Origin of the sequence: Flavobacterium hungaricum (assembly GCF_015182285.1) — a bacterium.
GTDB classification, from domain to species: Bacteria; Bacteroidota; Bacteroidia; order Flavobacteriales; family Flavobacteriaceae; genus Flavobacterium; species Flavobacterium hungaricum.
This window is the reverse complement of the sequence record NZ_PRDM01000003.1, coordinates 296,665-322,279: the sequence shown is the minus strand read 5'-3', so window position 1 is coordinate 322,279 and position 25,615 is coordinate 296,665. Positions and strand designations below refer to the sequence as shown.

At 36.4% G+C, this 25,615-nt stretch carries 14 protein-coding genes; 2 read left to right on the top strand and 12 right to left on the bottom strand.

Features of this window, described 5'->3' with window-relative positions; genetic code table 11:
- Positions 1 to 226: 226 nt before the first annotated feature.
- The 11 genes from C4F50_RS14630 to C4F50_RS14580 form a co-directional block, all read right to left on the bottom strand.
- Positions 227 to 2,143, bottom strand: a complete 1,917-nt coding sequence (locus C4F50_RS14630) for a metallophosphoesterase family protein (RefSeq protein WP_194139394.1) — start codon at positions 2,141 to 2,143, stop codon at positions 227 to 229.
- Positions 2,144 to 2,462: 319 nt separating this feature from the next.
- Positions 2,463 to 5,330 carry an RICIN domain-containing protein gene (locus C4F50_RS25655; protein ID WP_228012037.1) on the bottom strand — a complete coding sequence of 956 codons (2,868 nt, stop codon included), beginning with the start codon at positions 5,328 to 5,330 and terminating at the stop codon, positions 2,463 to 2,465.
- Between the two features lie 224 nt (positions 5,331 to 5,554).
- Positions 5,555 to 7,180 (bottom strand): glycosyl hydrolase family 18 protein, encoded by a 1,626-nt coding sequence (locus tag C4F50_RS14620; protein WP_194139393.1) that lies wholly within the window; start codon positions 7,178 to 7,180, stop codon positions 5,555 to 5,557.
- A gap of 151 nt (positions 7,181 to 7,331) precedes the next feature.
- A complete protein-coding gene (locus C4F50_RS14615; protein WP_194139392.1) occupies positions 7,332 to 9,983 on the bottom strand; it encodes a beta-1,3-glucanase family protein in 2,652 nt (883 codons plus the stop codon).
- A gap of 174 nt (positions 9,984 to 10,157) precedes the next feature.
- Positions 10,158 to 14,120 (bottom strand): family 16 glycosylhydrolase, encoded by a 3,963-nt coding sequence (locus C4F50_RS14610; protein ID WP_194139391.1) that lies wholly within the window; start codon positions 14,118 to 14,120, stop codon positions 10,158 to 10,160.
- A gap of 546 nt (positions 14,121 to 14,666) precedes the next feature.
- A complete protein-coding gene (locus tag C4F50_RS14605) occupies positions 14,667 to 17,591 on the bottom strand; it encodes a triple tyrosine motif-containing protein (protein WP_194139390.1) in 2,925 nt (974 codons plus the stop codon).
- Between the two features lie 573 nt (positions 17,592 to 18,164).
- Positions 18,165 to 18,803 (bottom strand): HAD family hydrolase, encoded by a 639-nt coding sequence (locus tag C4F50_RS14600; RefSeq protein WP_194139389.1) that lies wholly within the window; start codon positions 18,801 to 18,803, stop codon positions 18,165 to 18,167.
- Between the two features lie 91 nt (positions 18,804 to 18,894).
- On the bottom strand, positions 18,895 to 19,359 hold the full coding sequence (locus C4F50_RS14595) for an NUDIX hydrolase (RefSeq protein ID WP_194139388.1): 465 nt from the start codon (positions 19,357 to 19,359) through the stop codon (positions 18,895 to 18,897).
- 63 nt (positions 19,360 to 19,422) lie between these two features.
- The gene (locus C4F50_RS14590) at positions 19,423 to 20,346 is read right to left on the bottom strand and encodes a DUF4440 domain-containing protein (protein WP_194139387.1); all 924 of its coding nucleotides are present in this window, start codon (positions 20,344 to 20,346) and stop codon (positions 19,423 to 19,425) included.
- Between the two features lie 96 nt (positions 20,347 to 20,442).
- Positions 20,443 to 21,522 (bottom strand): hypothetical protein, encoded by a 1,080-nt coding sequence (locus tag C4F50_RS14585; protein ID WP_194139386.1) that lies wholly within the window; start codon positions 21,520 to 21,522, stop codon positions 20,443 to 20,445.
- A 2-nt stretch (positions 21,523 to 21,524) separates the two neighbouring features.
- Complete coding sequence (locus C4F50_RS14580) at positions 21,525 to 22,460, bottom strand: hypothetical protein (protein ID WP_194139385.1); 936 nt, start codon at positions 22,458 to 22,460, stop codon at positions 21,525 to 21,527.
- Positions 22,461 to 22,689: 229 nt separating this feature from the next.
- Here C4F50_RS14580 and C4F50_RS14575 point away from each other — a divergent pair, with 229 nt between their 5' ends.
- Positions 22,690 to 23,853 (top strand): BT3233 family polysaccharide utilization protein, encoded by a 1,164-nt coding sequence (locus tag C4F50_RS14575; RefSeq protein WP_228012036.1) that lies wholly within the window; start codon positions 22,690 to 22,692, stop codon positions 23,851 to 23,853.
- 116 nt (positions 23,854 to 23,969) lie between these two features.
- On the opposite strand, the gene C4F50_RS14570 is transcribed toward C4F50_RS14575, so the two are convergent.
- Positions 23,970 to 24,977 (bottom strand): substrate-binding domain-containing protein, encoded by a 1,008-nt coding sequence (locus C4F50_RS14570; RefSeq protein ID WP_194139706.1) that lies wholly within the window; start codon positions 24,975 to 24,977, stop codon positions 23,970 to 23,972.
- Positions 24,978 to 25,162: 185 nt separating this feature from the next.
- Between C4F50_RS14570 and C4F50_RS14565 the strand changes: the two genes are divergently transcribed.
- Positions 25,163 to 25,612 (top strand): NanQ anomerase/TabA/YiaL family protein, encoded by a 450-nt coding sequence (locus tag C4F50_RS14565; RefSeq protein WP_194139384.1) that lies wholly within the window; start codon positions 25,163 to 25,165, stop codon positions 25,610 to 25,612.
- Positions 25,613 to 25,615: the final 3 nt, after the last annotated feature.

Genomic DNA, 25,615 nt, shown 5'->3' with positions numbered 1-25,615 from the left:
TTATTTTTTTTTATAATACACTTATTACTAATGCATTAAAACATAAAAACTCAACTCAAATATACTCATTTACTGTAAGTTAAAATTTATCTTTTAGCAACCGTTTTTTATATATTTTTAATGTTGCGTAACAATCAAATTGAAACCATTTCTAATTTTAACGCATAAGTCAAAGTTTTTATAAATTTTAGTTCGTAAATCTTTCTGCCCTGCGGTTAAAAAAAAATCATCTCAAACTTTTAACCGCTCCATTTTTCAAATCAACAGTAAAATGATCCGCAGGAACTTCATGCATAAACTTGCTTAAAATAGTCAGGAATAATTGCATTTGTTTTTGCAAAGGAGTTTCTGGAACTTTGTTTTCTAAAAACAACTTCGACAGCACTTTATATGATTTTGCCTTTTCCATTCCAACATCTTGTAACGCTAGTTCATCAGCACTTCTAAAACGGTAAAAATCAATTAATAAATCTTGTCCGTTCCAATTCAAACTTTGCTTTTTGATTTTATTTTCGGCTAAAATGTGCTCCAATTTTACAGCCGCTGCTGACCATTCTTTTGAATGAACTTCTTTATTTTGAAGCAATTCATTGAAATCTTTATCCGAATTCATATTGGCCAGAAGAAACAAATCTGCGGCCGAAACATTCAATAAAAAAGCAGCATAATCAGCAGGCCAATCGTCTTTTAAGAAACGCAGACGCACTAATTCCTTTAGATGAAAATCGGTAAAATTGTGGTAACTTTTAGTTTCTAAAATCGCTTTATTCCAAATGTCTTTAGTATTTTGACTTTCTAAAAAATGATATTCTGTTTTATACAAATCAAAAAGCTCGTTATAACGGGGAACCTCATCAATAGTGATCGTCTGAATATCCACTACATTATCTTTCTTTAAAGTCAATAATTTGTACGCGGGAATATACGCCGCCAAAGACGGGGTCTGAACATTGACCAGCGTATTTCCTTTTACAGTGGTACGAACTCCAGTATCGTTGATGTGCATGTGTCCGCCAAAATGAATTTTTAATCCGGCATCGGCAAAAACCTGAGCCACTTCTTCTACCGGAACTCTGTTTAACTGCCATTTATTGGGTCCCAAAAGCTCTTTTATCTCGGCGGAAGCGTCATCATTAAAATCAATCATTGGAAAATGGCTGAAAGCAACCAAAGTTTTGCCTTGCTTTTTGGCTTGCGCCGAAATGTCTTCAACCCATTTTATAAGATGTTTTTTATTTGAAAGTACATTATTGTAACCTGTACTCGCTTCTGAATAATTTTTAGAATCTTTTTCAGTTGAAGCATTTTTCTTGGGAATGTAAACATTTCCATCAATTGCCATTAACCAAAGTCCATCGATTGGTTCTACCACATAACTTACGTCTGGAACTTCGAAGCCCGGTGCAACTTCATACACTCTATTGTTAAGTTTGGCACTTTCTGCTGCTTTTTCAAAAGTATAGTTCTCACTTGTATATTTGGAGAACGGCGTTGCCCAGAATTTATACTTTGAATTCGGGTGAAAACCGAAATCTTTAAGATGATCGGTAATACCCAAATAACCCATTTTAGCAATATCGGCGCTGACAACTACGGGCTGTTCGATGTTTAAATTGGGCTTATAAAGGCCTTCTTTGCTATAAATGGGCTGGCTTTTTCCGTCTTTTCCTAAAAAATCTTCTTTCCCTGATTTTTGTGCAAAAGGTCCGACTGGATCATGGTTTCCTGTGGTAATAAAAAATTCTATTCCGTATTTTTTGGTGTATTGTTCTAATATATTGGCTAAGCCGCGAACATGAATCGGCTGTCCATCGTCTGTATAATCGCCGGGAAGCGCCACGTATTTGATCTTTCGCTTGACGATATCTTCTAATGCTGCCAAAAATGCAAAATAATTTTCGTTGAAGATTCTAGTAGAATGCAATTGCGAAGACATGGTTCTAATTAAAACATATTGGCCATTTTTCGGATTCAGAACGCCTTTGTAATTGGTATCCGAAAAGGTTCCGAATAAATCCTGTAAATGAACATCAGATAAAAAAGCGATTTGTATTCCGTTTAGATTTTTTGTTTTTTGTGCCGAAAGTGTATAATTGAAAAGAATGAAGAACAATAAAAATCGAGAGATAAACTTTGGATTCATGGGCGGGTAACTTTTTACACCGCAATTTTATTGATTTAATATCGAAAGGAGTTTATGCTATTGTTATCGAATGATAATTTAATTTTTTCAGTTGTCCACGCCAATTCTAAACTTCTAACGGAATTTTTAAAATTACCTCGCTATACATAAATGATCGGTCGAACGTTGGTCGAAAAAACAGGATTTATAAATCATTGTCCTTTAGGGACAATTGAACCGTAAACAAAAAAGGCCGTCAAAAAAATTGACAGCCTTTTCATCACATTAAAAACCTAAAAATTTAATGCATTTAAAACCATTATGGCAAATGGGTTACTCTTTATTTCTTTATAAAACGTTTTATAGTTTGTTTACCGTCTTTTTCAAGGATCAGGAAATAAATCCCTTGTTTTAATTGACTTACCTCTAAACTATTTTCATTTATTTTTTGAGAGGCAACAATTGTCCCTTGAGCATCTATAATAGTGGTTTTTCCGCCGATTACATCAGTAGTAAACGATAATAAGTCTGCTACAGGATTTGGATATACAATTAATACATTATTAGCAGCTTTAGCCGCAATTTCTGAAGTTACAGCCGTTGGTGCTGCATTGCCTATTTTAGTAATTCTAATCCAGTTAATATTCATTCCGGTATTCTGAATATAGATCCCAAAATTGTACGTTCCTGCATTTACGTTTACCGTTTGTGTAACCGTCTGCCAATTCTGCCAGCCTTCTGTATTTGGAATATCAACGTTTCCTAAAACTATTGTACCACCATTTAAATCAGAAGATAATCTGCCGCCTGTTACGCCGCTCGCGACACGGTATTCGATTAAATACGAGCCCGTTGTCGGGAAATTAATATTATTATAAGCCAGCCAGTCGCCCGTTTCGGTATAACCCACATTAGAACCTCCTCCGGTGTCTGTCGTTGCTTCGACCTGAATACCATTCATAGCAGCATAATCTTCGGCTTGAATCAAAGTTGATGTCTGCGAGGTTGTTGTGGCAACCAGTTTCCATTGTCCGCAGGTTTGATTGTTATTGTCCCATTGTTGTACAATAGCTCCCGAAGCAGTACTTGCGCCCGCAACCTCAACAATTCTACCGCTGTGGCGGGCAACAATTTTATAAAATCCGTCTCCTGTTGCAACTAGAATATACTGCTGATTTGTGGTTCCGTTATACGGATATTGTTCCACACGTGCCCCATTGGCTTTATTAAAATTATTGACATCCATAGACTGACCGCTGTGGTTGGCAATAATTTTATACATTCCGTCTCCTAAATGGGTAAAGGTAAATTTCTGGTTATTTCCAGAAGTCAAACCGCCTTGATTAATTCCTGCTCCGTTGGACATACTTGCAGTCCATACATCCATATACAAACCGCTGTTTCTGTTTTGCAAAAAGAAAGTCTGATTTCCTAAAGAAGTGATTCCGTTTGCTATAATCCTGATCGAACTTACTTTATCATTCCAAGTGGTATTCAAGCATGAATTATCCGAATTAATTACCGTTGAAGCACCAGCAAAATTATCATCCTGATATAAAATGGCCTGATAACCTTGCGTAACTTTAAGCGAAGAAATGTCATCGTTTAAAATCCCAATCGAATTTAAACGCGCCAAATTGTAATCTCCAATAGTTAAACCTCCAGAGAAGCCGGTATAATTACAATCTTTGTAAACGGTGATTACGTCTGTCGAAGCGGCAATGGCTCCTCCCGGCGGAATGGTTCCGGTAATCGAATAACTTCCGATAGAACCGTAAGCAGAATAGCCTCCAGCTCCTGTATTTCCGGCTCCGTTTCCGTCAACACCAATAAAGTATTTTCCAGCAGGAAGATTGACATTCATAGAAGCATTCAAAGCAAACGGATCCGAATTCCAATACGTTCCCATTTCTGCTCCCGCTGCATTATACAATCGGATTAAAAGATGGAGATTTCCGTCTCTCGAAACGGTATTCGCATTAATAGAAACGTTACCGCCACCTGTTGTAAACGTAAAAAAATCATAATCAGCTTCACTCGAAATAATTCCGTTTTTCTGATTGATTTGTCCGCTCGCGTTATAGTCTAAAGCTGCCGCAGAAGCCGTAGTATTTCCGTAATCATCGCCGCGGTATCCCACTCCAAATTTGGCACTGGCAATAATGGCGACATCATCTTGTTTGTTGTTGGCATAATTGTATTCGCCTTTACTCCACTGTACAACCGGTCTGTAATAACCTGCACCCATGATCGGCGCCCACGAAGTTCCGTCCAAGCCAAGAAAATAATCTTCGGCAGGATTAGTACGTCCGTCATGACCTAAGTCAAAAGTATGCCCAACTTCGTGCGAAGAAGCATCTCCGCCCGACTTTCCAGAAGTGATAAATACCCAGCAAGGCACATCGTTATCCCAATTAAAAGAGCCTATGTAAGCCACTCCTCCCGCTCCCGGCGCTGCGGTATTGGTGGGAGTAACCACAACGCGCATTCTTCTGTTTCTTGGGTATGAATTAAAAACGGCTTCGTTTGTGGTAACATTTACATTAAAAGGACGGTAATCTTCTGAAACTACTTCCCAATGCTGCTGCACTGCCGCATCATTCATTCCAGAAGCGGCTGCATTTATGGCGTTTCCGTTGTTCCAAAGATTTCCTGCCGGCATGTAATAACCGTCAAAATCCAGCATGATACAGCCTGCGGCCCCCGGCAGACTCTGCAGATTCAGCAGTGCCTGAGCAATTTCTGGAGCTGCTGCAGTTTTACTGGCAGCATTATCCTTTGCCGGTACATTTTTGTAATCGATACACACCAGGGTATTGATGTCTACTTTTTTTACAAATGCATTTCCCTGTGCATCAGAAAAGTATTTATACGCTTCTCTGCTTTTCTTTAAAAGAATATGACCTTCCAGCGATTTGTCTTTTACTTTGATGTAAAAAGAAGATTCTGGAATGTTTTTAATTTCTCCAATCAAAAACTCGGTGGATTCGTTGGATTCTTTGTAGTTTATTTTTGCATTGAAACTTGCTTTTTCTGCTTGAAGTACAATTGTTTTTTCAGCACTTTTTGAAGTGGCAGCAACTGCGAGTCCTTTTTTTAAGTTGTTCATAAAGGTTTTACTCGATCCTAATGAAGTTTGTGCAATAGCAAAACTTCCGAAGGCGAGAAACAGTACTATACTAAATCGAAATTTGTAATTGTTTTTCATAAAATTTGGGGTTATAAAATTGAAATACTGTTTATTAAATTTTAACGCTAAGTTTTTTTTCAATTTGAAGCGCAAGCGAGATCTAAATATTAAGTTCGCAAAGCTGTGTGTAAACCCAGCTTTGTGAACTTTTTCAATTTATGAAGTCTCCTATACAAAAACTCTTTGCGAACTTTGCGTAAATCTTTGCTCCCGATAGCTATCGGGATTGCGGTTTAAAAAACTTACTTTTTAATAAAACGTCTCACGGTTTTAATTCCGTTTTTCTCTACTAAAATCAGATAAATTCCGGATTTTAAAGTCGAAACATCGATACTGTTATTGTTTACGGTTTGAGAAGAAACAGTAGCACCGCCTTCTGTATTAATGATGTTCACACTTCCGCCCGAAACTTCGGCTGTAAAGAAAAGTTCGCTTTCTGCTGGATTTGGATAAATACTCAAACTTTCAATCTTATCTGCTGGTGCTGCTTTTGCTGCCAAAGCCGAAGCCGATTTTGTAATTCGAAACCAGTTTATATTAAAACCTGTATTTTGAACATATATTCCGAAATTATACGTTCCTGCATTTACATTTACGGTTTGTGTCACCGTCTGCCAGTTTTGCCAGCCTCCAGTATTTGGAATGTTTACATTTCCGAGCTGAATCGTTCCTGCATTTAAATCTGATGATAATCTTCCGCCTGTAACGGCACTTGCAACTCTGTATTCAATTATATAAGAACCCGAAGTTGGAAAATTGACGTTATAATAAGCCATCCAATCACCTGTATCGCAGTACCCTACATTTAAGCCTCCGCCAGTATCGGTTGTCGCTTCTGTCTGAACACCGCTCATGGTATTGTAATTTTCTGCCTGAATCAGAGTTCCAGTTCCTGTTGGCGGATTACTTCCTTTTACCACCTGATCGACAGCTGTCAATAATGATTTTGAACCTGTTGCATCCTGAGATAATTCCCAAATCATAACTCCGGCCGCATTTTGAATGGCAAAAGTTGTTTTTTGTTTAATAGTCGGAATTCCGTTATAATAAATGGTATTCCCCACTTGATCCTGATTTTCTGAGCCTGGATATTGTGCTACGATATTGGCAAACGAAATTCCCTGATTGGCCGAAGCTCCAAATCCGTAACCATAAAACGGAAGTCCGATAACGGCTTTGCTTGCCGGTAATCCTCTTCCTGTCCAATAATTAAACTGATTTACGGCCATACTGTACGGAGAATGCTGTCCTGGATTTCCTGGTGCCCAAGGTCCTGTTGCATCATACGCCATAATATTGATCCAGTCATAAGCCGCGAAAGTAGATGCAGGTACATTGGCACCGCCATATCCTTCAGAAAGTGCCGCTGTAATCAATTTTCCATTAGCATGCAGTTTATTTGCCAGAGCAATTACAAAGCCTCCGTAATCGCCGTTAATAGCAGGACCTTCTAAATCTACATCGACACCATCAAAATTATGGGCTACCACATAATCGTATATTTTTTGTACGAATGCTGTTCTGTTGGCGGGTGTAATGAGATTAAAATAATTGTCACGAATAGCACCGCCTTCTGAAATAGCACCACCGCCAAGTGAGACAAAAACTTTTACATTATTGGCATGGGCTGTATTAATAATCGCATTATTTCCTGAGTTAAAAGTCAGATAACCATTGGCATCGGGATTTTCAAATGCAATATTAATATGCGTTAATTTACTGTATTGAATGGTACTCGAAAAAGCATTCAAATCGATCCAGTTCGGGATATAAGCGATTACTTTTTTCTGGGCAATGGACAAATTGAAAAAGCCCAAAACAAAAATAAGCATCCATTTTAGCGGCATTCTTTGGTAATTGTTTTTCATAATGATTTGTTTTAACAGATTAATAATTTGTAAATAAGGGGTTGGAATATTAGATTGCAGATTTTAGATTCGGTTGAATTAAACTCAGTCCAATTCAACCGAAAATTGTTTACAACTAACAGTAAATCAATCTAAAATCTATATTTTAAAATTATTTTTTGATGAAACGTTTGATCACTTTTTTACCACTCTGATCAAAAACCACAAAATAAATTCCGGTTCTTAATCGCGATACATCAATACTATTGTCATTGATTTTTTGCTGCGAAACTTCAGTTCCAGTCTGATCTATAATGCTCACTCTTTCGCCACTTACAGCCGTTGTTACATACAGCGTGCTTTCTGCCGGACTTGGATATACTGTAAGTTCCGTCACTGCCGATTCTTCTTCAATCGTTTCTACAGAAGCCGTTTTAGCACTCGCTCCAGCACCTATTTTTGTAATTTTAATCCAATTGAGGTTCATTCCAGTACTTTGAATATAGATTCCGAAATTGTAGGTTCCAGCGTTTACATTAACGGTCTGCGAAACGGTCTGCCAATTTTGCCATCCACCCGTATTAGGAACAGTGACATTTCCTAAAACAATAGCACCCGCATTTAAATCGGAAGAAAGAACACCGCCCGAAGCACTTGCTACTCGGTATTCGATTAAATAAGAACCTGTTGTTGGGAAATTGATACTGTTATACGCCAGCCAATCACCTGTTTCGGTGTACCCCACATTAGAACCTCCGCCTGTATCTGTAGTAGCTTCTACCTGAATACCGCTCATTGAGGAGTAATCTTCTGCCTGAATCAAAACGGAAGTTTGAGAAGAAGCCGCTGGAACCAGCTTCCATTGTCCGCAAGTTTGGTTGTTATTATCCCATTGCTGTACAATGGCTCCCGAAGCTGTACTTGCTCCAGCAACCTCAACAATTTTACCGCTGTGACGGGCAACAATTTTATAGAATCCGCTTCCGGCATCTACCAAAATAAACTGCTGATTGGTTGTCGCATTGTACGGATATTGCTCTACACGCGCACCATTGGCTTTATTGAAATTATTCACATCCATAGACATACCACTGTGATTGACTATGATTTTGTACAGTCCGTCTCCTAAGTGGGTCAAAGTAAACTTCTGATTATTTCCAGAAGTCAGAGCACCTTGATTGATTCCGGCTCCGTTGGACATACTTGCTGTCCAAACATCCATGTAGAGATTACTGTTTCTGTTTTGAAGAAAGAAAGTCTGGCTTCCTAAAGTTGTGGTTCCGTTAGGAAGAATTCGTATAGAAGTTACTTTGTCGTTCCAGGTGGTATTCAAACAATTATTATCAGAAGTAATTACGGTCGAAGTTCCCGTAAAATTATCATCCATAAATAAAATTGCCTTATAACCCTGAGCTACTTTTAATGAAGAAATATCATCGTTTAAAACTCCCAGCGAATTTAAACGTGCCAGATTATAATCACCAATGGTTAATCCTCCAGAAAATCCGGCGTAGTTGCAATCTTTGTAAACCGTAATCACATCTGTCGAAGCCGGAACAGAAGGAACCGTTCCTGCATAACCTCCAAAAACAGCAATTACTTTTGTCGGCTGAGGCGAATGCAGCGACGGCGATTGATCTGCAACATCGTCATAAGCAAATCCGTATGCCAGATTATCAATATTGATTCCTGGTAAATGCCAGAATTTAGAATAATGATTGGTTGGGTTTACCTGATAGTATTTTGAGGCATCGTACCAGTTTTGCTGTCCAGGATTTGCGGTTGTAGTGTTGACAACGTGGCGGTTAATGGCAGCGGTTAACTGTGCCTGAATTACAAGATCCAGATCTCCGTCAACCAGTCTTCTGTCGAGAACGCCTTTTCCTTCAAGCGCTTCTTGTGTTGTCGGTCTGTTTTGCACGCGTCCCGTTCTGCCTACAAAAGCGCCAGACTGCCCTACCATTTCTAATTGTTCTCCAATAACTCTTCCTTTAAAAACTCCTGCGTCTCCGGCATAAAAGATCAAATCTTCGTTTTTATATTTGTTCCAAATCGCATCGATGTACGATTTTAAGTAGTTTGCGTATTGTCCTGATCCTTGAGCGTAAGCTGCCGTTTTAGAAGGTGCTGTAATTTCGCCCGTTGCATCGTTTACACAGCCTTGAAATTCTGCTGGAACATTGGCTTTAAAAGCGGCAACAATATCGGCATGCTTTTTTAAGTCTCCTACTTTTTTCTGATAGCCATTGGCACCGAACAATTCTAATCCCATTGGATATTTATAAGAATCTACACGAGTTGGATTTCCGAAGAATCCGTGCTGATTATTCGTCAGCTCGATCATTTCATACAAAATCCCCTGATTCGGATCTGTTGTATTCTGCGGATTTGGCGATGCATATCCCGAAGGCGCTCCATTTGCACCAAAGAAATAAAAGTACAATTGCGAGCCTTTAGAAATAAAAACACGGCAGCCTGCAATTAAAGGCAAAGTAAAAGTTTTGTTCGGAATCTCACTCAGCTTTGTAAAACAAGCCGCATATTTTGAATTTTGTCCCGGTCCTGTATTACCGCCGTATGTGGGTCCAGTAACGGTATTATAAGAAGCACTCATTGGAAAGACCTGGCTTGTTTTGGCGTTTACCCAAACATGGTTTCCTGTGGTGTAATCGATCCCGACAATGGCAACATACAATTCATTATCGTTAAAAGGCGATGTATTGCTAATTGTAAACGGAATGGCGCCTTGTCCGTACATTAGATTTGAAAACACTAAAAATAGTGTCGTCAAAAAGGATAATTTTTGAAGTCTAATTAATTTCATATCTCAATAATTTTGGGGTTACGTAAATAGATTTTAAAACAAAAATCATTTTCAAAATAGTGACTTAATGATCCGTCAGGTGAAATTTTGGTGCTATCCTTTAAATTTAATTCCAGCTATTCTTTTCTTTGGGGGATTTATTTTTAAAACAAATGACACCCAACGGATTTTTTATTATTTCTTAATCAATTTTTTGGTCCAGCTTTTTTGATCTGATTTGAAGTTCAGAATGTAAATTCCTCTTTCTAATCTGCTGATATCAATCAAGCTTTCATTGGCATCATTTTCAAGTTTGTTCTGAAGAATCAACGTTCCTGAATTATCATAAATCGAGATGATTTTGTTGTCCAGTTTTTCAGGTATTGCAACTTGAATATAGTTACTCGCCGGATTTGGATACATCGCAAAAACCACTTCTTGTTCTTGAGACGCTGTTTCGGTATTCAAAGCCATTTTAGCTGTTGATGCCGATCCGTAGGCTTCTATTTCATACAATGAATATCCATAAGGTGCTAAAGCTTTTGCAGTACATAAAATTCTCAAATATCTTCCTGAGCCGCTTACCGCTAAATCATCAGTACCGCCGTCAGAAGCAGTTTGTGTCGTAATGGTTTCATTTTCTGTGAAAACAGTATCTGTAGAAAGCTGTATTTTATATTGGGTCGCAAAAGCAGCTTCCCATTTTAAAACCACACGGTTAAGGTTGTAATTACTTCCTAAATCAACATAAATCCATTCGGTTGCATTGGCAAAAGAACTTGCCCATCTTGTAGCGGTGCTGTCTCCATCAGTTGCTTTTGATGCCGAAAGTGCGGCATTTTCTTCTGTAGATGCCGTCGCTGTTTTAGCTAAAGCTAAATTCACATTCGGGTTTGCAGTAATATTTCTAACAATAACATCGCTGAAAACACCTGTTGCCAAAGTCCCGTTGTTATGAGACGTTACAGCCATTCCGACATAAATCGTATTCGCCATAGTGATGGTTCTTGCCGTACCAATTGGAGTCCAAGTTGTACCATTGTCTGAGGTATAAGACGTAAATGTATTTCCTGATCTTACAATTCGCAGCCATTTTGGAAAAGTTCCCGCCGCTCCCTGTTGAATCGTTGGCACCGAAACTGCATCTCTTGACAAAAACTCCACTCCCGCTGCTGCTGTAATAGTCGTCATGGCATGCTTAGAAGTCGGTGTCAATGTTTCGCGGAACATTACGCCCGCTTTTGCGTACGTATTCGTATTTGTAAGCGAAGTAACTCTTGCAATAATTTCGGCATCGCCAGTAATCGGCTGATACACATATTGAAACTGATCGCTGGATTCCCAAATGTCGGTTCCAGAACCTTTGATAGTAAAAGTTCCGTTAGCATGCGAAGCTTCTCCAGCAGGTGTTACCGCTCCTAAATCGGTGCTAATCCAAGGTGCTGGCAATCCTGCTGGTGTTTCTGTCGAAACCAGATTTAAAGCTCTCAGATTATCAAAATAATAAGTGTTTCCAGAATTGGTTCCCGGTTCAAATAAGAAAACAAAACGGTTTACTTCGCTGTTTAAAGTCGATGCGTCTGGCGAACTTACATACGTAAAGGTTACCGTATGCCAAGCATTAGTCTGTTTAACGACACCTTGGTAAATACTATGTCTTCCGGCCGGATAATTGGATGGAATTGAAGCACTGCTTTCTGCCTGCCATGAAATAATAGATCCAACCGGAGCTGAAGTATACACATCCATTGCGAATTTTTTCGTTCCGCCTTTAAAGTCTCCGATATTGGTTAATGTAGTATTGAATGAAAAGTTATCATACAATTCTGTTGATTTACGAACGTACTTTCCAACGTTTGTAGAAGTATTGATTCCCGATGCGCTTGGATTTGCCGTGTTCGGTGTATACGTGCCGATCGCATCTCTAAAGGTGATATTGTGTGTATTTTGATAATCTTCATAAACAACGCCAGGCGTAAAGGTGTCTGGCAATTTAGTAGAACCGATTCTAATATTATCGAAATAATAGGTGTCGTTTGTATACGAGCCAGAATTAAACAATAAAACCATTTGATTTACAGCCAAGTTTGAAGTTCCGGCATCTGGACTTGAATTGTAATAGAAAGTCAATGTTTCCCATTGGTTTTGTTTCGTCGTGATAGCAACATAATTACTATTTCTTCCCGTTGGATAATTGGCCGGAAGCGATGCAGCACTGTTTTCTAAATTCACACTTACAACCGTCCCTATTGGCGCAGAAGTATACACATCGATCATGATTTTATTGGTCTGATTTTTAAGCAAACCTGCATCTTCAATCGTGCTTTGCGTATTGAAAAACAAAACATCGTATTGTTCTGTCACGTTTCTAACGTACTTCGCCACATTCGCGGAAGCGTTAACCGAATTACTTCCCGGATTTGCCGCAACAGAATACACTCCAGTCGTAGTTCCTTTTATAATTTTATTGATGCCGTCGTAGTTTTGTAAAACGTCAGTTGCAATAATTGGTTTTTCTGGTGCTGCTTTTGTGAGCAGATTGTCAAAATAATACGTCGCTCCAGAATTGGAATTCGATTCAAAAAGAACCACCACATTATTGATCGTTAAAGCGCTGGTATTGGGATCGATTATTTTTTCGAATTCAAACTCAATGGTTTCCCATTTGTTTTGAACAGTTGTTACAGCCTTAAAACCGCTGTGTCTTCCCGACGGATAATTGGTTGCCGTTGTTACATTGCTGTTTTCTAACTGCATCGAAATTTTGGTTCCAACGGGCGCCGAAGTGTAAATATCAAATGAAAGTCTTTTTCGTCCGTATACATAATCATTAGCGTTTGTAATAGAAACATTTCGGATATTCAAAACATCATACAATTCAGAAGAATTCCGAACATATCTTCCCACCAAAGCCGACGTATTGATTCCCGTTGCAGAAGGATTAGCAACGGCTTCTGTCAATACTCCCGTTTTTACAGGATACAATACATTTCTATTGGTTTGAAAATCCTCGTGTATTTTTTCTACAGGTAAAGCCGCTTCTGTCGCAACTGCCAGTTTATAAGTAGTAACAACACAACCCGAAACCGAAGCTGTAACCGAAACATCTCCGCCTGTTGTTCCCCAATTTACTGTAATAGCGTTTGTTCCTTGTCCAGAAGCAATTGCGGCACCTGCGGGAACTGTCCAATTGTATGACGCTCCTGCAATGGCATTTATAGAATAAGTTTTGCTGGTTTCATTTTGATATACTTTGTTATCTCCCGTTACGGTGTATTTAAAACTTCCGTCGTAAACACGCACATAATCGACTTGTAATTTGGCTGGAAAATCTCCTGGAACTGGAGCCACTCCTGCCCCATTTACACTTGTATAAGGTGTCCCTGCACTTCCAACAGCCAGATTCAGAATAATATAAAAGTTGTTATCATTAAAAGGCCATCCGCCGTTGACAGTTGTATTTGGGGTTGCCGTATGAAAGAGAACGTCGTCTACAAACCATTTAATGATATTGGGTCCCCATTCTACAGCATACACATGAAAACCTGCCGACAAATCTACTGGAGAAGAATAACTTCTTCCGGTAAAATGATAACCGCCTCCATCATAATGAATCGTTCCATCGATCGACTGCGGATTTCGGTGTTTGGCTTCCATAATATCAATTTCGCCCGTATACGGCCAGTTTCCTGTACCATTTGCAGGAAGCATCCAGAATGCCGGCCAAGCACCTTGTCCATTAGAGAGTTTCATGCGAGCTTCTACTCTTCCGTACTTTAAAGAATACTTGCCGTCTGTGGTTAACTTTGCAGAGCTATACGGTTGATCTGGAAATTGTGAATTGGGCAGGTATTTTGCCTCAATGTTTAAATAACTATTGGTTCCTTCTTTTACAATCGTTGCCTGATTAGGATCGTAGCGCTGTGCCTCTGCATTTCCGAATCCGCAGAGTGACGGACAGCCGTTGCCAGAAATGCTCTGCCATTTGGTTAAATCTACTGTTGTGCCATTAAATTCGTCTGACCAAACCAGCGTATTACACTGCGCCTGAATCTCGAACATGGGAAATAAAAACAGTAAAAATGCAATACAGCATTTTTTAAATAAAGAGAAATTGTCTTTCGGTGGTCGGCCGAAAATAGAGTCTTTTTGATTCATTTTTTTTAGTTTTTTGTTAGTAAGTTTCCTGATGAAAAACGAAGAGCCGTTTGTAAAAAATAGCTGATCATTTTACCATTGGGAGGGACAATATTAACTAAAAAATCAGGCAAGACTTACATTTTAGAGTACGGTTTGACTACGGTGTTTTAAAAAAAATGTAAAAAATAGCCCGCAAAAACCGTAAAACTACTTAGGAGAATACGTCATAAGAAAAGATCTAAAATTGATTCTGGATAAACCAAAATTGATAATGCAGAACCAAAAAACAGATTTTACTACAAATTAAAAATCCGTAAAAATCAGCGTCTTCGCGAAAGCGAATCAGTTTCATCCGCTTTCAAACTAAATAAAGCTTTCGCGAAAGCAAATCTGTTCCATCCGCGTTCAAACTAAATTAGCGCTTTCGCGAAAGCAAATCAGTTTCATCCGCGTTCAAACTAAATAGCGTCTTCGCGAAAGCAAATCTGTTCCATCCGCGCTCAAACTAAATTAGCGCTTTCGCGAAAGCCAATCAGTTTCATCAGCGTACCATAATTCATCTTATTAAAAATTAAGAATGAATTCGGTTATGTTAGCATCCGACGGAAGCTGGAGTTTTTTTCGAATACGGTATCGGGTATCCTCTACACCGCGAACAGAAATTCCTAAAAGCGGTGCAATTTCTTTTGTATTAAAGTTCATTCGCAGATAAGCACACAATCGCATATCGCGCGGCGTCAGTTCTGGGTAACTTGATTTTAAACGCTGCATAAAATTATCGTGCAGCTGATTAAAGATTTCTTCGAATTCGTTCCAATGTTTATCGCCCTGTAATTCATGATCGATCAGTTTGTTGATTTTAGTTAACAAACTAAAATTTACATTCGCATCGTTCTTCTTATCAATCTGCGTAATCAGTTCTTTGATCGAAAGTAAAATTTCATTTAAATGAATCATGTTCACAGCATTCGAAGCTACCTTGGCGTTTTTTAAGTTAATAGTCGCTTCGAGATTTTCACGCATAATATTCATATTTTCCTGCTCCAGTGTCAACCGCTGTTCGTTAAGTTCTGCGCGGCTGCGAAGTAATTCTATTTCCTGATTCTCAATCAACTGCTGCCGTTGTCGTCCCGCAACCGATTTTTGATATTTGACAATCAAATAAATGACAACACTGTACAGTAAAAAATACAAAATATAAGCCCAAACTGTTCTGTACCAAGGCGGTAAAACTTTAAAACTAAAAACAGCTTCTTCACTTACAACATCATAGATGTTTTTGGCTCTTACATGAAAAACATATTCGTTTTCAGGCAGATTGGTATATTCTTTTTCGGTTTGAAGACTGTAATCTGACCAGCCCGGTTCAAAACCTTCCAACCAATATTCATATTGTGTGGCTTCGGCATCATCAAAAAAAAGCGAGGCAAAAGAAAAATGAAGCGCATTATTGGAATAAGATAAGACAGCCGGCATTTTTTTAAGAGAACCCGTTTTGTTCGGCAGCACATCATATCGGCTTGAAAACAATAAACTGTCTTTTGGAAAAATACTTTTTACTTCAGAAATGACCGTCCTGTATTTTGTGGCATACTTTTTACTTTTTACCGCACTGTAATGAATCAGTCCATCTTGTGTTCCGAAAAAGACATCGCCGTCCGAAGTTGTTTGTATGTTTTCAAAACCTGGAATATATAAATATCTGAGTTTTCTAAATGGCAGTTCTTCTGCTTGAAAATTACGATTTCTAGTTTCGATTATTCTTCCCGTATTTTCACCAGAAACGTACCAAATATTATCCTGATGATCTGCTTTAAGAAGCCGAATGTGATTTTCCTGTCCAAGGTATTTCTTAAAAATCGGATCCAGAATCATTTTTTTTGAAGCTGTATTCTGCCTGTAAACCCCCTTTGTCGTTCCAAAAAGTATCTCATCATGAATCTTGAAAACATTCAAAAACAAACTCGACGGAAAACCGTTTTTATCATTATAAAACTCAATAGAAGCAACAGCATCAAAAGCTGGGTTAAATTTTAGTTTGAAAATTCCTTTATATCCGTGCGCGATCCAAATATTTCCCTCTTTGTCCGTTTCTATAATCCTGCTGCTTTCATCAAAACCTTTTATTTTATGCTGATAAACCCAGGTTCCGTTTATATTTTTCAAAAGATACAATCCCGTATAACCGCCGGCAAGCAATAAATCAGAATGGTTTGGAACTAAAACCCCTTTCCACGCCCCGTCAATTTTGGCTATCGCTTTTGCGGCATTCCCATTGATCTCAAATATTCCATTTTTTTCAAAAGCCAGAAGTGAGTTTCCAAAAACACCGACATTCCAAACATTTTCAGTCATTCCAGAGATATGTTTGAAATTTGCATTTTCTCTTTTTCCATTTTTGTAATCGTCCCAATCCAGCCAAAACAAACCATTATCGGTCGCGATATATAATTTATTCTGATAAATCTGGCTGCAGTATATTTTAGTTTCAGCATTTGAATTGTCAATGATTTTTGACAAAGGAGACGAAATCTGAATCTGAGAAATACCGCCTTTGAGCGTTACCCACAAATTTCCTTCTTTGTCCCTTTTAAAATTTGTCACATATTCATTCTGAAGCCCTATCTGCTTATTAATATGCTGGATCAAATGCCCCGAACTATCTATAACTATCAAACCAGATTGCCGCGTTCCGATTCCGAAATATCCATCCGAAAGTTGAATTCCCGCCGAGATCTGATTTTGCTTCAATAAATGATCTGCTTCGGTCACAAACGGCTTCATTTGATTTTCTTCGTAAATAAAAAGTCCCTGTTTTTGGGTAAACAACAAAAAGCCTTTTTTTGTTTTAAAAATTTTTCTAATCTGCAGTCCTGCAAATTTCTCACTATCCTTAATCGGAACTAATTGATCTTCCTTTAGTTCTAAAAGCCCTTTTTCATTATCGGTAACGTATATTTTTTTCCCTACTTCAAAAAAATCGTCAAAATTGGTTTTAGACTTTAATACTTTTATTTTATTGTTTTTATAAATAAAAATTTCTTCATAAGAAAAAAAGATAATTTCATTCTTGTGAATCACAGTATGCAGTACATCACCAAAATTTCTAGCTGCAGCCGGCAGCAATTTTACCAAAGAAGTGTATTGATACTGCCCGTTTGGAAGCTGCATCGTGTAACCAAAATCGCCCTGAGCGCCCACATATATTTTATCGTTTTTATCAATCGCCATAGAACGAACCATACTGCGGTTATCAGGCTGTGTAACAATATTCCACCGCACACCGTCAAACTGCATGATCCCGAAATGATTGGCAAAAAACATCATGCCTTTTGAATCCTGAATTACATCCCAGTTTTCGGAGGCAGCTTTGTATGTTTTCGGACTGTAATTGGTAATAAACGGAACACCAATTTTTTTAATTTGGGCTTTGACTGGAAAAACGAGTAATAGTGATAGAACTAAAATTCTAATTATAAATTTCGTCATTTTGTTTCGGTCTGTAGGTTATGGCGTGATTTTTTTGGGAAATCACAACTTCAAAAATAACTCTTTGGGAAAGTTACTTTCTAGGCAAAAACATCCATTTTTTTAAATGTACTAATAACAATTATTCATTATTATTACACCAAAAAAGAGAATGTCGGAATTCAAATATATAAAATTTTATTTTAATGCAACAAATTACATTTAGATTAAAGAATTTGTTAATTAGAGAATTTGATAATTAGAGAATTTGACAATTAGATAATGAGGTAATTAAGCTTTGTCAAAGTTTGAAACTTTGACAAAGCTGTAAAACTAGTTTCATCCATTATATTTCGTCACTATATTATTCATTCCGAAGGAATGTTTGGTTGGTAGATTTTAAATGGATTCGCTGTTGAACGTTCCGTAGGAACGTTTGAATTATGCACATAACATTCATTTCGTAAAACATGCTACCGACCAGATATTCCTAACGGAATATTTAATCGTTAACCAAACCCGAAACCTGAAACTTGAAACTTGAAACCTGAAACCTGAAACCTGAAACAAAATACCCCGAAACCTGAACCAAAATCAAACTCCCAGTATCCCGCTCAACTCCTCATAAGTATAAAACAGCATTGCGCCTTCTTCCTCTAAATCTGGATTATTATAACCGTTGGCAAGACCAAATACTCTAAATCCGCCTTGAATTCCAGCTTTTACGCCTGCTTTGCTGTCTTCCACAACAATACATTCATTTACTTCAAAGCCCATTTCATTTGCAGCATATAAAAATATTCCCGGATCTGGTTTCCAGCTGTTGATTTGATACGAACTAAAGATTTTATTTTCGAATTTATCCAATAAACCTGCCACTTCCAGATTTAATCTGATCTTCTCAACCGGTCCGCTTGATGCTACGCAATACGGAATTTTCAGGTTCTCTATAAATGAGACTACACCTTCCATTGGTTTTACCTGTGTCTTAAAAGCTTCGAAACTTTTTTCACGGTATTCGGCTTCAAAAGATTCCGGCAGTTTTGCCTGAATTGCTTCTTCGATATGATGAAAACACTCTTTTAACTTACGGCCGTTAAAATCGCGGTAGGCATCTTCAATTTCCATTTTAAATCCGTACTTCGATGCCATTTCAAGTAATATTCCGTTACCTATTTTTTCCGTATCTACTAAAACTCCATCGCAGTCGAAAATAATACATTTCACTTCCATAATCTTTATTTACATTTTAATTAATCTGATAAACTGAATCAGATGACAAGAATGTAAATTACAAAAATTATCTCATAAAGAGGTCATCGTTTTAAAGGGAAGCCGAAATTTTAGAAACCATTTGAATAATAAAATCGGCCTGTGCAGGGTTTATTTTCTTTAAAGCATCGTCTGTTTGAAACCATTCTCCTTTGTCAACTTCGGGGAAACTTTCTAATTTTCCTGATTTCGGAGGCCATTCCATTTCAAAATTATTGCTTTTTAGTAAGGCTTCATCCAAATCAAAATCAACCGCCCAGGCATGAACAATTTTACCTGATTTAAGCTTGACATGTTCGAGTTTGATAAAATCACCATCGACCTCAAAACCGGTTTCTTCCTTAAATTCACGGATCGCAGCATCAAGCGGCTCCTCGTCGTCTGTAAATTCTCCTTTTGGAATCGACCAGCTTTCTAAATCTTTGTTCTTCCAAAATGGTCCGCCTGGATGAACCAAAAAGAAAAAAACCGTTTTGTCTACAAACTTATACAGTAATATGCCGGCGCTTTGTTTCATGAGGTGTTGTTGTTTTTTTTTAACTCAATATAAATGTCGTTATACTTTTTGGAATATCCGCCATTAATTATGATTAACCATTTGACGATACAACATCAGAATTCCGTTTTCATCCCTTTTCCAGAGATTGGTGCTTTTTCCGGTAACAATCGCCCTTCCTTTTTTATTATCCCACGAAACATCTACATAATAATAACCGTACTCAACAACAAAATTATTGAGCGGAATCATCATGCTGGCTTTAATAGATATAGAATCAATCGATACTCCGTTTGGCTTTTCATGCTCTGTAAAATACGGCTTGATATTTTCCATTCCAACCAGCATAGACGTATCATAAGTTAGGTATATGGCATCTTTGGTAAAGAGCTCCAGGGCGTGTTTCTCTCCTTCTCTATTTCTTACGAGCTCTGCAATGCGATCGTTACGTTTACTTACTTCATTTTCTAAAGCTTTGTTTATTTTTGGCTTTGGAGTTTCTCGTCGTTTTGTTTTTATAAATGAAAAATTAGAACCCTCTATCGCTTTATTCGCGCCCCAGATTTCAGATACTAAAGTGAGTCTGCCTGCTTTTTCAATTCTCCAGACATTCAAATATTTTCCGTCGTAAACCAGTGATGCACCTTTATGATTAATCGAATTAATACTAAAAGTGCCTATTTCAACAGCATAGTTTTCAATTAACTGAACTTCGTAAATATCCCGTTTATAGGCGCTTATTTTAAAACCCGAAAGCCATTGCTGATAATAGGATTTTATATCTTCTTTGGTATATAATGCTTTATGATATTCGGGCATACAGACCGGTTCTTTATCGTCATAATATTTCAGAATAACACTACTGTCATTACGCAGAAAAGAAGCTTCAATTTGACTGTTTACAGCTTTTAGTTTTTCTTTTAACTGCGCTGCATTTTTAATTGTCTGCCCATTTGTAATGCTAAAGGCCAAAAAGCCAATCATAATCAATAAATAGCTCTTTTTCATATTGTTACAATATTAAATTGATGAAATAAAAGTAGAAAAAGATTATAAAAGTTTATAACTTTTATATATAAACAAATTATATTTTTTACAATAGATTTATTTAATAATTATTAACTTGTTTAAAATTAAAGAAAATTCATCTGCTTTATTTGTAAGCTGAATGAAGGCTGATTTAATTGTATCCTTCTCAACTTCAATTCCGTCTAATTGCGGAGTTAATCTTAAAATTTTTTCAAATCTGATATTTATATTTTTATTTCTTCCAATAAAAATAATTCTTTTATTCGTTAAATATAAACTACCAGAATCAACATATTTAATGTAAGGGTTATTATTATTTGCTCCCTGGGAGTTTAAATTCAAATAAAACTCTTTTAAAACTTTAAAATTAGAGATATAATTGGTTGGTTTTTGTCTTAAACTTTTAAATTCGTACCATTTTACTGAATTTGCCCTGAAATAACATGTCTCAGACTTTTGAATCAAAATATCAGCTTCAATAGTTTGTAAATCTAGGTTTTCAATTTTCCAATATAATTTAAGATTTTCGATTTGTTTTGTTATGTCCTTTGTAAAAACTAAATCGATTCTTAAACTTTCACTGATATTATTTATTTCTTTTTCAATATCAGGTGAAAGTTCTTTGTTATTAATAACATTTCTTACATAATCTTGAAGAAAATTATTCTTCATTTCATAAGAAATCTTATTTACTAATGTTTTAGGAAGATTCATTTCATTTTCAATTTTCTCTAAAAATTCTTCTTCTCTCCTTATTAATCTTCCGTTAGAAATTGCTTTTGTAAAAAATTTTCTGTAAACTATTTCTCCAATTTTTAAAACCAGCATTTCTACAGAATCCTTCTTAAGTGATAAAATATAACTTAAATGATTTAAATTTTCAAAATCTGAGTCCTTTAAAATTCCATCTTTTAAATAATGATTTAAATATACCGCATAAAATTCTTCAAGATTAAGTTTGAACTCTTTTTCAAGATTAATTTGATACTTCTCTTCTATCTCGTTAATATGTTCTTTAGGAATATCCTTTATTGAATATGATGCTAATAAATTATTTACCTCAATCACACTATTCTCTATAGGTAATTGCTTAAATATTTTTTGAAAAAAACTTGGACGTACCAATGGTACAATTTGGAAAATATTTTCTCTCATAATTATTCGTATTTTCTGTATTCTTCATATACTGGTTCGCTCCAATTACAAACTCCCCCGTGATGTGAGCAAGTTCCACGACCGCTTGAACTTGAAGTTGTTCCATCACAACATCGGGTAACGTAATATGCAATTCGTCTCTTTACAGGATTAATTTTATTGTATAATTTATCTGCTCTTATATCTCCAAGTTTCATTGCTTTTAGGCAATCACTAACTGCTTCTCCAATTTTCCCTGTTTTGCTAAAACAAAGAGCTCTATTATAATATAGATTGGAATTATTATCTGTTTCAGAAATTAATGTATTTAAATCTGATAAAGCTAATTTGTATTTCTCAGCTTTAACAAGATCATAGGCTCTAATTGTTGATATTTTCCTTTTCTCAATTGAAATTCTCTCTATATCTTCAGGCAATTTTGAAAACAATGATGCCGCTTTTAATTGTTTGAATGCATCATCTGTTTTATGTTTTAGTGCAAATTGAGAACTTATATTTAAATAATATGTTAAACTATCATTTCTAATCTTTTCTTTTCGTTCTAATTCTATCCTTTCCCTTTTTTCTTTTTCAAACTTTAAACTTAACATCTCAGCTTTTTTATTATCTATTGTGTTATAGTGGACTAGAAGAGGAAAAGAGAAAAGTAAAATTATAATCGCACTAAAAGACTTTATTTTTTTAGTTAAACGAAATTTAAACTTTTTTTCGAGCCAAACATGTCCAAAAGGCGAAATCATAAATCCTATAAAGCCGAACAACAAAGTTATTAATGGATGTTTCAAAGACAGTAAGGCAAAAAGTATAAAAAACGACGCCAAAAGCCATCTTAAAAATTTCTGAAAAACTTTAATTTTTTTTGTTTCGTAAATATTTCCTTTAAAATAATATTCTAATACCCGCGATTTTTCTGGAATTAGATTTGAGACATACTTCATTTTTATATTCTTTTTTATTATTCAAACATATTAAATGTGTTAAACCTGATTTTACTGTTTTCCGTAAACATACTGCCTTTTTTTAAATTAACAAATAAAAAACTACAATTACATGTCAGATAGCTAATTTCAAACTTTTGTACATAATTACCCCTTTTGTGTATTTATACCTGCTTTTAGATTTGTATTTTTATGGAAATAAAAAAGCAACAATTAAAAAATAGTTATTTTGAAAAAACAACTTTTATTCAGCGTAATTCTGGCGGTCAGTTTTACAGTTCAGTCTCAAAATAAAATCATCACAATCAGTAATAATTTAAAAGTTGACCGGGAATTTGAAACGGTAGAGCTAACTAAAAAATCTTTGGGTTTACCTGTTACTGCAAAACTTGAAAACTATGTTATTAAAGCAAACAACACTTTTCTTGAAACACAAACCGTAGATAATGACGGCGACGGAATTGCAGATTTACTTTTGTTTCAGCCAAAAATAAAAGCTTCATCTAAACAGGATTTTGAAGTTTTTGTTGGAACCAATCCATCGACATCTAAAGTTTTAAATTGTTATTCTCGTTTTGTTCCCGAACGAACCGACGATTATGCATGGGAAAATAATAAAGTTGCTTTTAGAACGTACGGCCCTGTAGCGCAAAAAATGGTTGAAGACAAAATTCCGGGCGGTACTTTAACCAGCGGTATCGATGCCTGGCTAAAAAGAGTCGATTATCCGATCATTAACAAATGGTATGAAAAAGCCACAAACGGAACGGGAACTTATCATAAAGATACCGGCGAAGGTTTGGATAATTTTCACGTAGGCGACAGTCGCGGTGTGGGCGGTATTGCTGTAAATGTAGAGGGTAAATACTATTTCTCGAAAAATTTTATCAACTGGAAAACCATTACGAACGGTCCGATCAGAACGAGTTTTATTTTAACTTATGCCGACTGGGATGCCAACGGCAATAAAATAACCGAATCAAAAATAATCAGCTTAGATTACGGGAGCCAGCTTTCCCGATTTGAAATCAACATTACAGGTACAAAAACAATCGCTGCAGGTTTGACTCTTCACGAGAAAAAAGGAACAACGGGAACCAATTTAAAAGAAGGCTGGTTAAGTTATTGGGAACCTATAGACGATTCTGAAATTGGAACGGGTCTGGTTGCTCCAAAAAACACTTTACTAAGTTTTGACAATCACGTTACAGAAGAAAAAGACCTTAGTAATCTTTACGGAAATATCGCAGTGAAAAACGGAAAAGCCATTTATTACGTTGGTTTTGGATGGAAAAAAGGAAGCCCGTTTCAAACTAAACAAGAATGGGAAGCCTATTTAAGTTCTTTTGCTGAAAAAGTAAATAACCCTTTGATTGTAAAGGTTAAGAAATAGTTGGGACATGGCGCCCACGGGTTTTACGGATAAAACGGGTTTACACTGGTTTATTTTAAATTATCAGTATCAATCAGTACAATCAGTACAATCCGTAAAACCAGTGGCCAATTTTTTTATTTCTTAGCTGGAAAATAATTCTCTTTTAAAATAATTTCCAGCGGAATATAATTCGTCTGCTCCACTGCTTCCTGTAAAACCAATTTTTTGTAGAGATAATTAATCCCTAAATAACCTTGCTGTTCGGGTCTTTGGTTGATCAAGAAATCGATAACGCCTTTATTTAAATATTCGATATTTTCGTTTAATAAATCATAGCCGATAATTCGAACACCTTTGATATTATTTTCATCCAAAAATTTTGCGACGATATACGCTCTCGAATTGGGTACAAAAACACTGTTAATTCCAGAAAACATCTCGAGATTCAGTTTATCAATACCCGAATCTTTAATTGTAATTTCCGAGAACTTAAAATTCGTAAGTTCATTATGGTCTTTAAAATAAGAATAAAAACCATCTATGCGCTGCAGGTAAACCGAAGTACTTTCGATTTCGCGCGTGATTTTAAAAATCAAAACCTGTCTTTCGTTTTTTACAGCAAAACTGATTAATCTCCCAGCCAGATAACCGCTCTGAAAAGCATCCTGTCCCACATAAGCGTGTTCATTTTTATCTGATATATTAGAATCGATCATCACAACCGGAATATTTTTCTTTTGGTATTCATTCAAAAACTGAACAGAATCTTCATAAAAAATGGGTGCAAAAAGCAAACCGTCACCCTCAAACTGCATGACTTTTTTAACGGTTTCTTTAAATGAAATCAGTGTATAATCATAAAAAAAATACTCCAAAGCAATTCCGAATTTACTAAACTCTAAAGCTGCTTTTTCAATACCGCTAACTTGGCTTTTCCAATATTCCAGCGTTTCAGATTTTGGGAGGAAAACTGCAAAACGAAACTTTTTGTTTAAGGCCAGATTACTCGCCAGAATATTTCGCTTATAACCAAACTGCTCAATTATCGCATTGACTTTATCCACAGTTTCCTGTGCTGCTTGTCCGCGGTTGTGTATAATCCTGTCAACAGTTCCAGGAGAAATATTGGCTAGTTCGGCAATTTTTTTAATTGTTATGATATTGATTCTTTTTAAGTTAAAAAAATAAAGGCTATGCAGTAAATTTAATTTATTTTATTAAAAACAGCTTGTTTTAAATCTCATTTTACATACATTTGTAAAACTACCGTGTACGCACACGCAAATATACACATTACATTAAAAAACCAAAATAATAACGATAGAAAATGATAATAGATTCATTACAAAACGCGGCCAAGTATTACAGTCTTCATCCTAATTTTCAAAAAGCTTTTGATTACGTCAACCAAAACGATATTAATTCTCTTGAAGCGGGAACGTTTGAAATTACCGAAGGCTTAAAAATGATTGTAATTATTGGCGGAGGAAGTACGAGAGAAGAAAGCATCAAAGGTTTTGAATGTCATGATAAAAACATCGATATTCAAATTTCGATCAAAGGTCCTGAAACTTTTGCCTGGAAACCTAGAGAAAAATGTGTCCATCCAAATGGTGATTATAGTGACGAACGTGATGTTCGTTTCTTTCATGATGCGCCCGATATGTTTTTTGAATTACAGGAAAAACAATTCGCTATTTTATATCCAGAAGATGTACACGCTGCCATGATCGGCGAAGGACTGCTTAAAAAAATTGTCTTTAAAGTAAAAATATAAAAC

Excerpts from the sequence above, each read along its gene's own strand:
- C4F50_RS14630 (WP_194139394.1), bottom strand. The coding sequence starts at position 2,143 with ATGAATCCAAAGTTTATCTCTCGATTTTTATTGTTCTTCATTCTTTTC.
- C4F50_RS25655 (WP_228012037.1), bottom strand. The coding sequence starts at position 5,330 with ATGAAAAACAATTACAAATTTCGATTTAGTATAGTACTGTTTCTCGCC.
- C4F50_RS14620 (WP_194139393.1), bottom strand. The coding sequence starts at position 7,180 with ATGAAAAACAATTACCAAAGAATGCCGCTAAAATGGATGCTTATTTTT.
- C4F50_RS14615 (WP_194139392.1), bottom strand. The coding sequence starts at position 9,983 with ATGAAATTAATTAGACTTCAAAAATTATCCTTTTTGACGACACTATTT.
- C4F50_RS14610 (WP_194139391.1), bottom strand. The coding sequence starts at position 14,120 with ATGAATCAAAAAGACTCTATTTTCGGCCGACCACCGAAAGACAATTTC.
- C4F50_RS14605 (WP_194139390.1), bottom strand. The coding sequence starts at position 17,591 with ATGACGAAATTTATAATTAGAATTTTAGTTCTATCACTATTACTCGTT.
- C4F50_RS14600 (WP_194139389.1), bottom strand. The coding sequence starts at position 18,803 with ATGGAAGTGAAATGTATTATTTTCGACTGCGATGGAGTTTTAGTAGAT.
- C4F50_RS14595 (WP_194139388.1), bottom strand. The coding sequence starts at position 19,359 with ATGAAACAAAGCGCCGGCATATTACTGTATAAGTTTGTAGACAAAACG.
- C4F50_RS14590 (WP_194139387.1), bottom strand. The coding sequence starts at position 20,346 with ATGAAAAAGAGCTATTTATTGATTATGATTGGCTTTTTGGCCTTTAGC.
- C4F50_RS14585 (WP_194139386.1), bottom strand. The coding sequence starts at position 21,522 with ATGAGAGAAAATATTTTCCAAATTGTACCATTGGTACGTCCAAGTTTT.
- C4F50_RS14580 (WP_194139385.1), bottom strand. The coding sequence starts at position 22,460 with ATGAAGTATGTCTCAAATCTAATTCCAGAAAAATCGCGGGTATTAGAA.
- C4F50_RS14565 (WP_194139384.1), top strand. The coding sequence starts at position 25,163 with ATGATAATAGATTCATTACAAAACGCGGCCAAGTATTACAGTCTTCAT.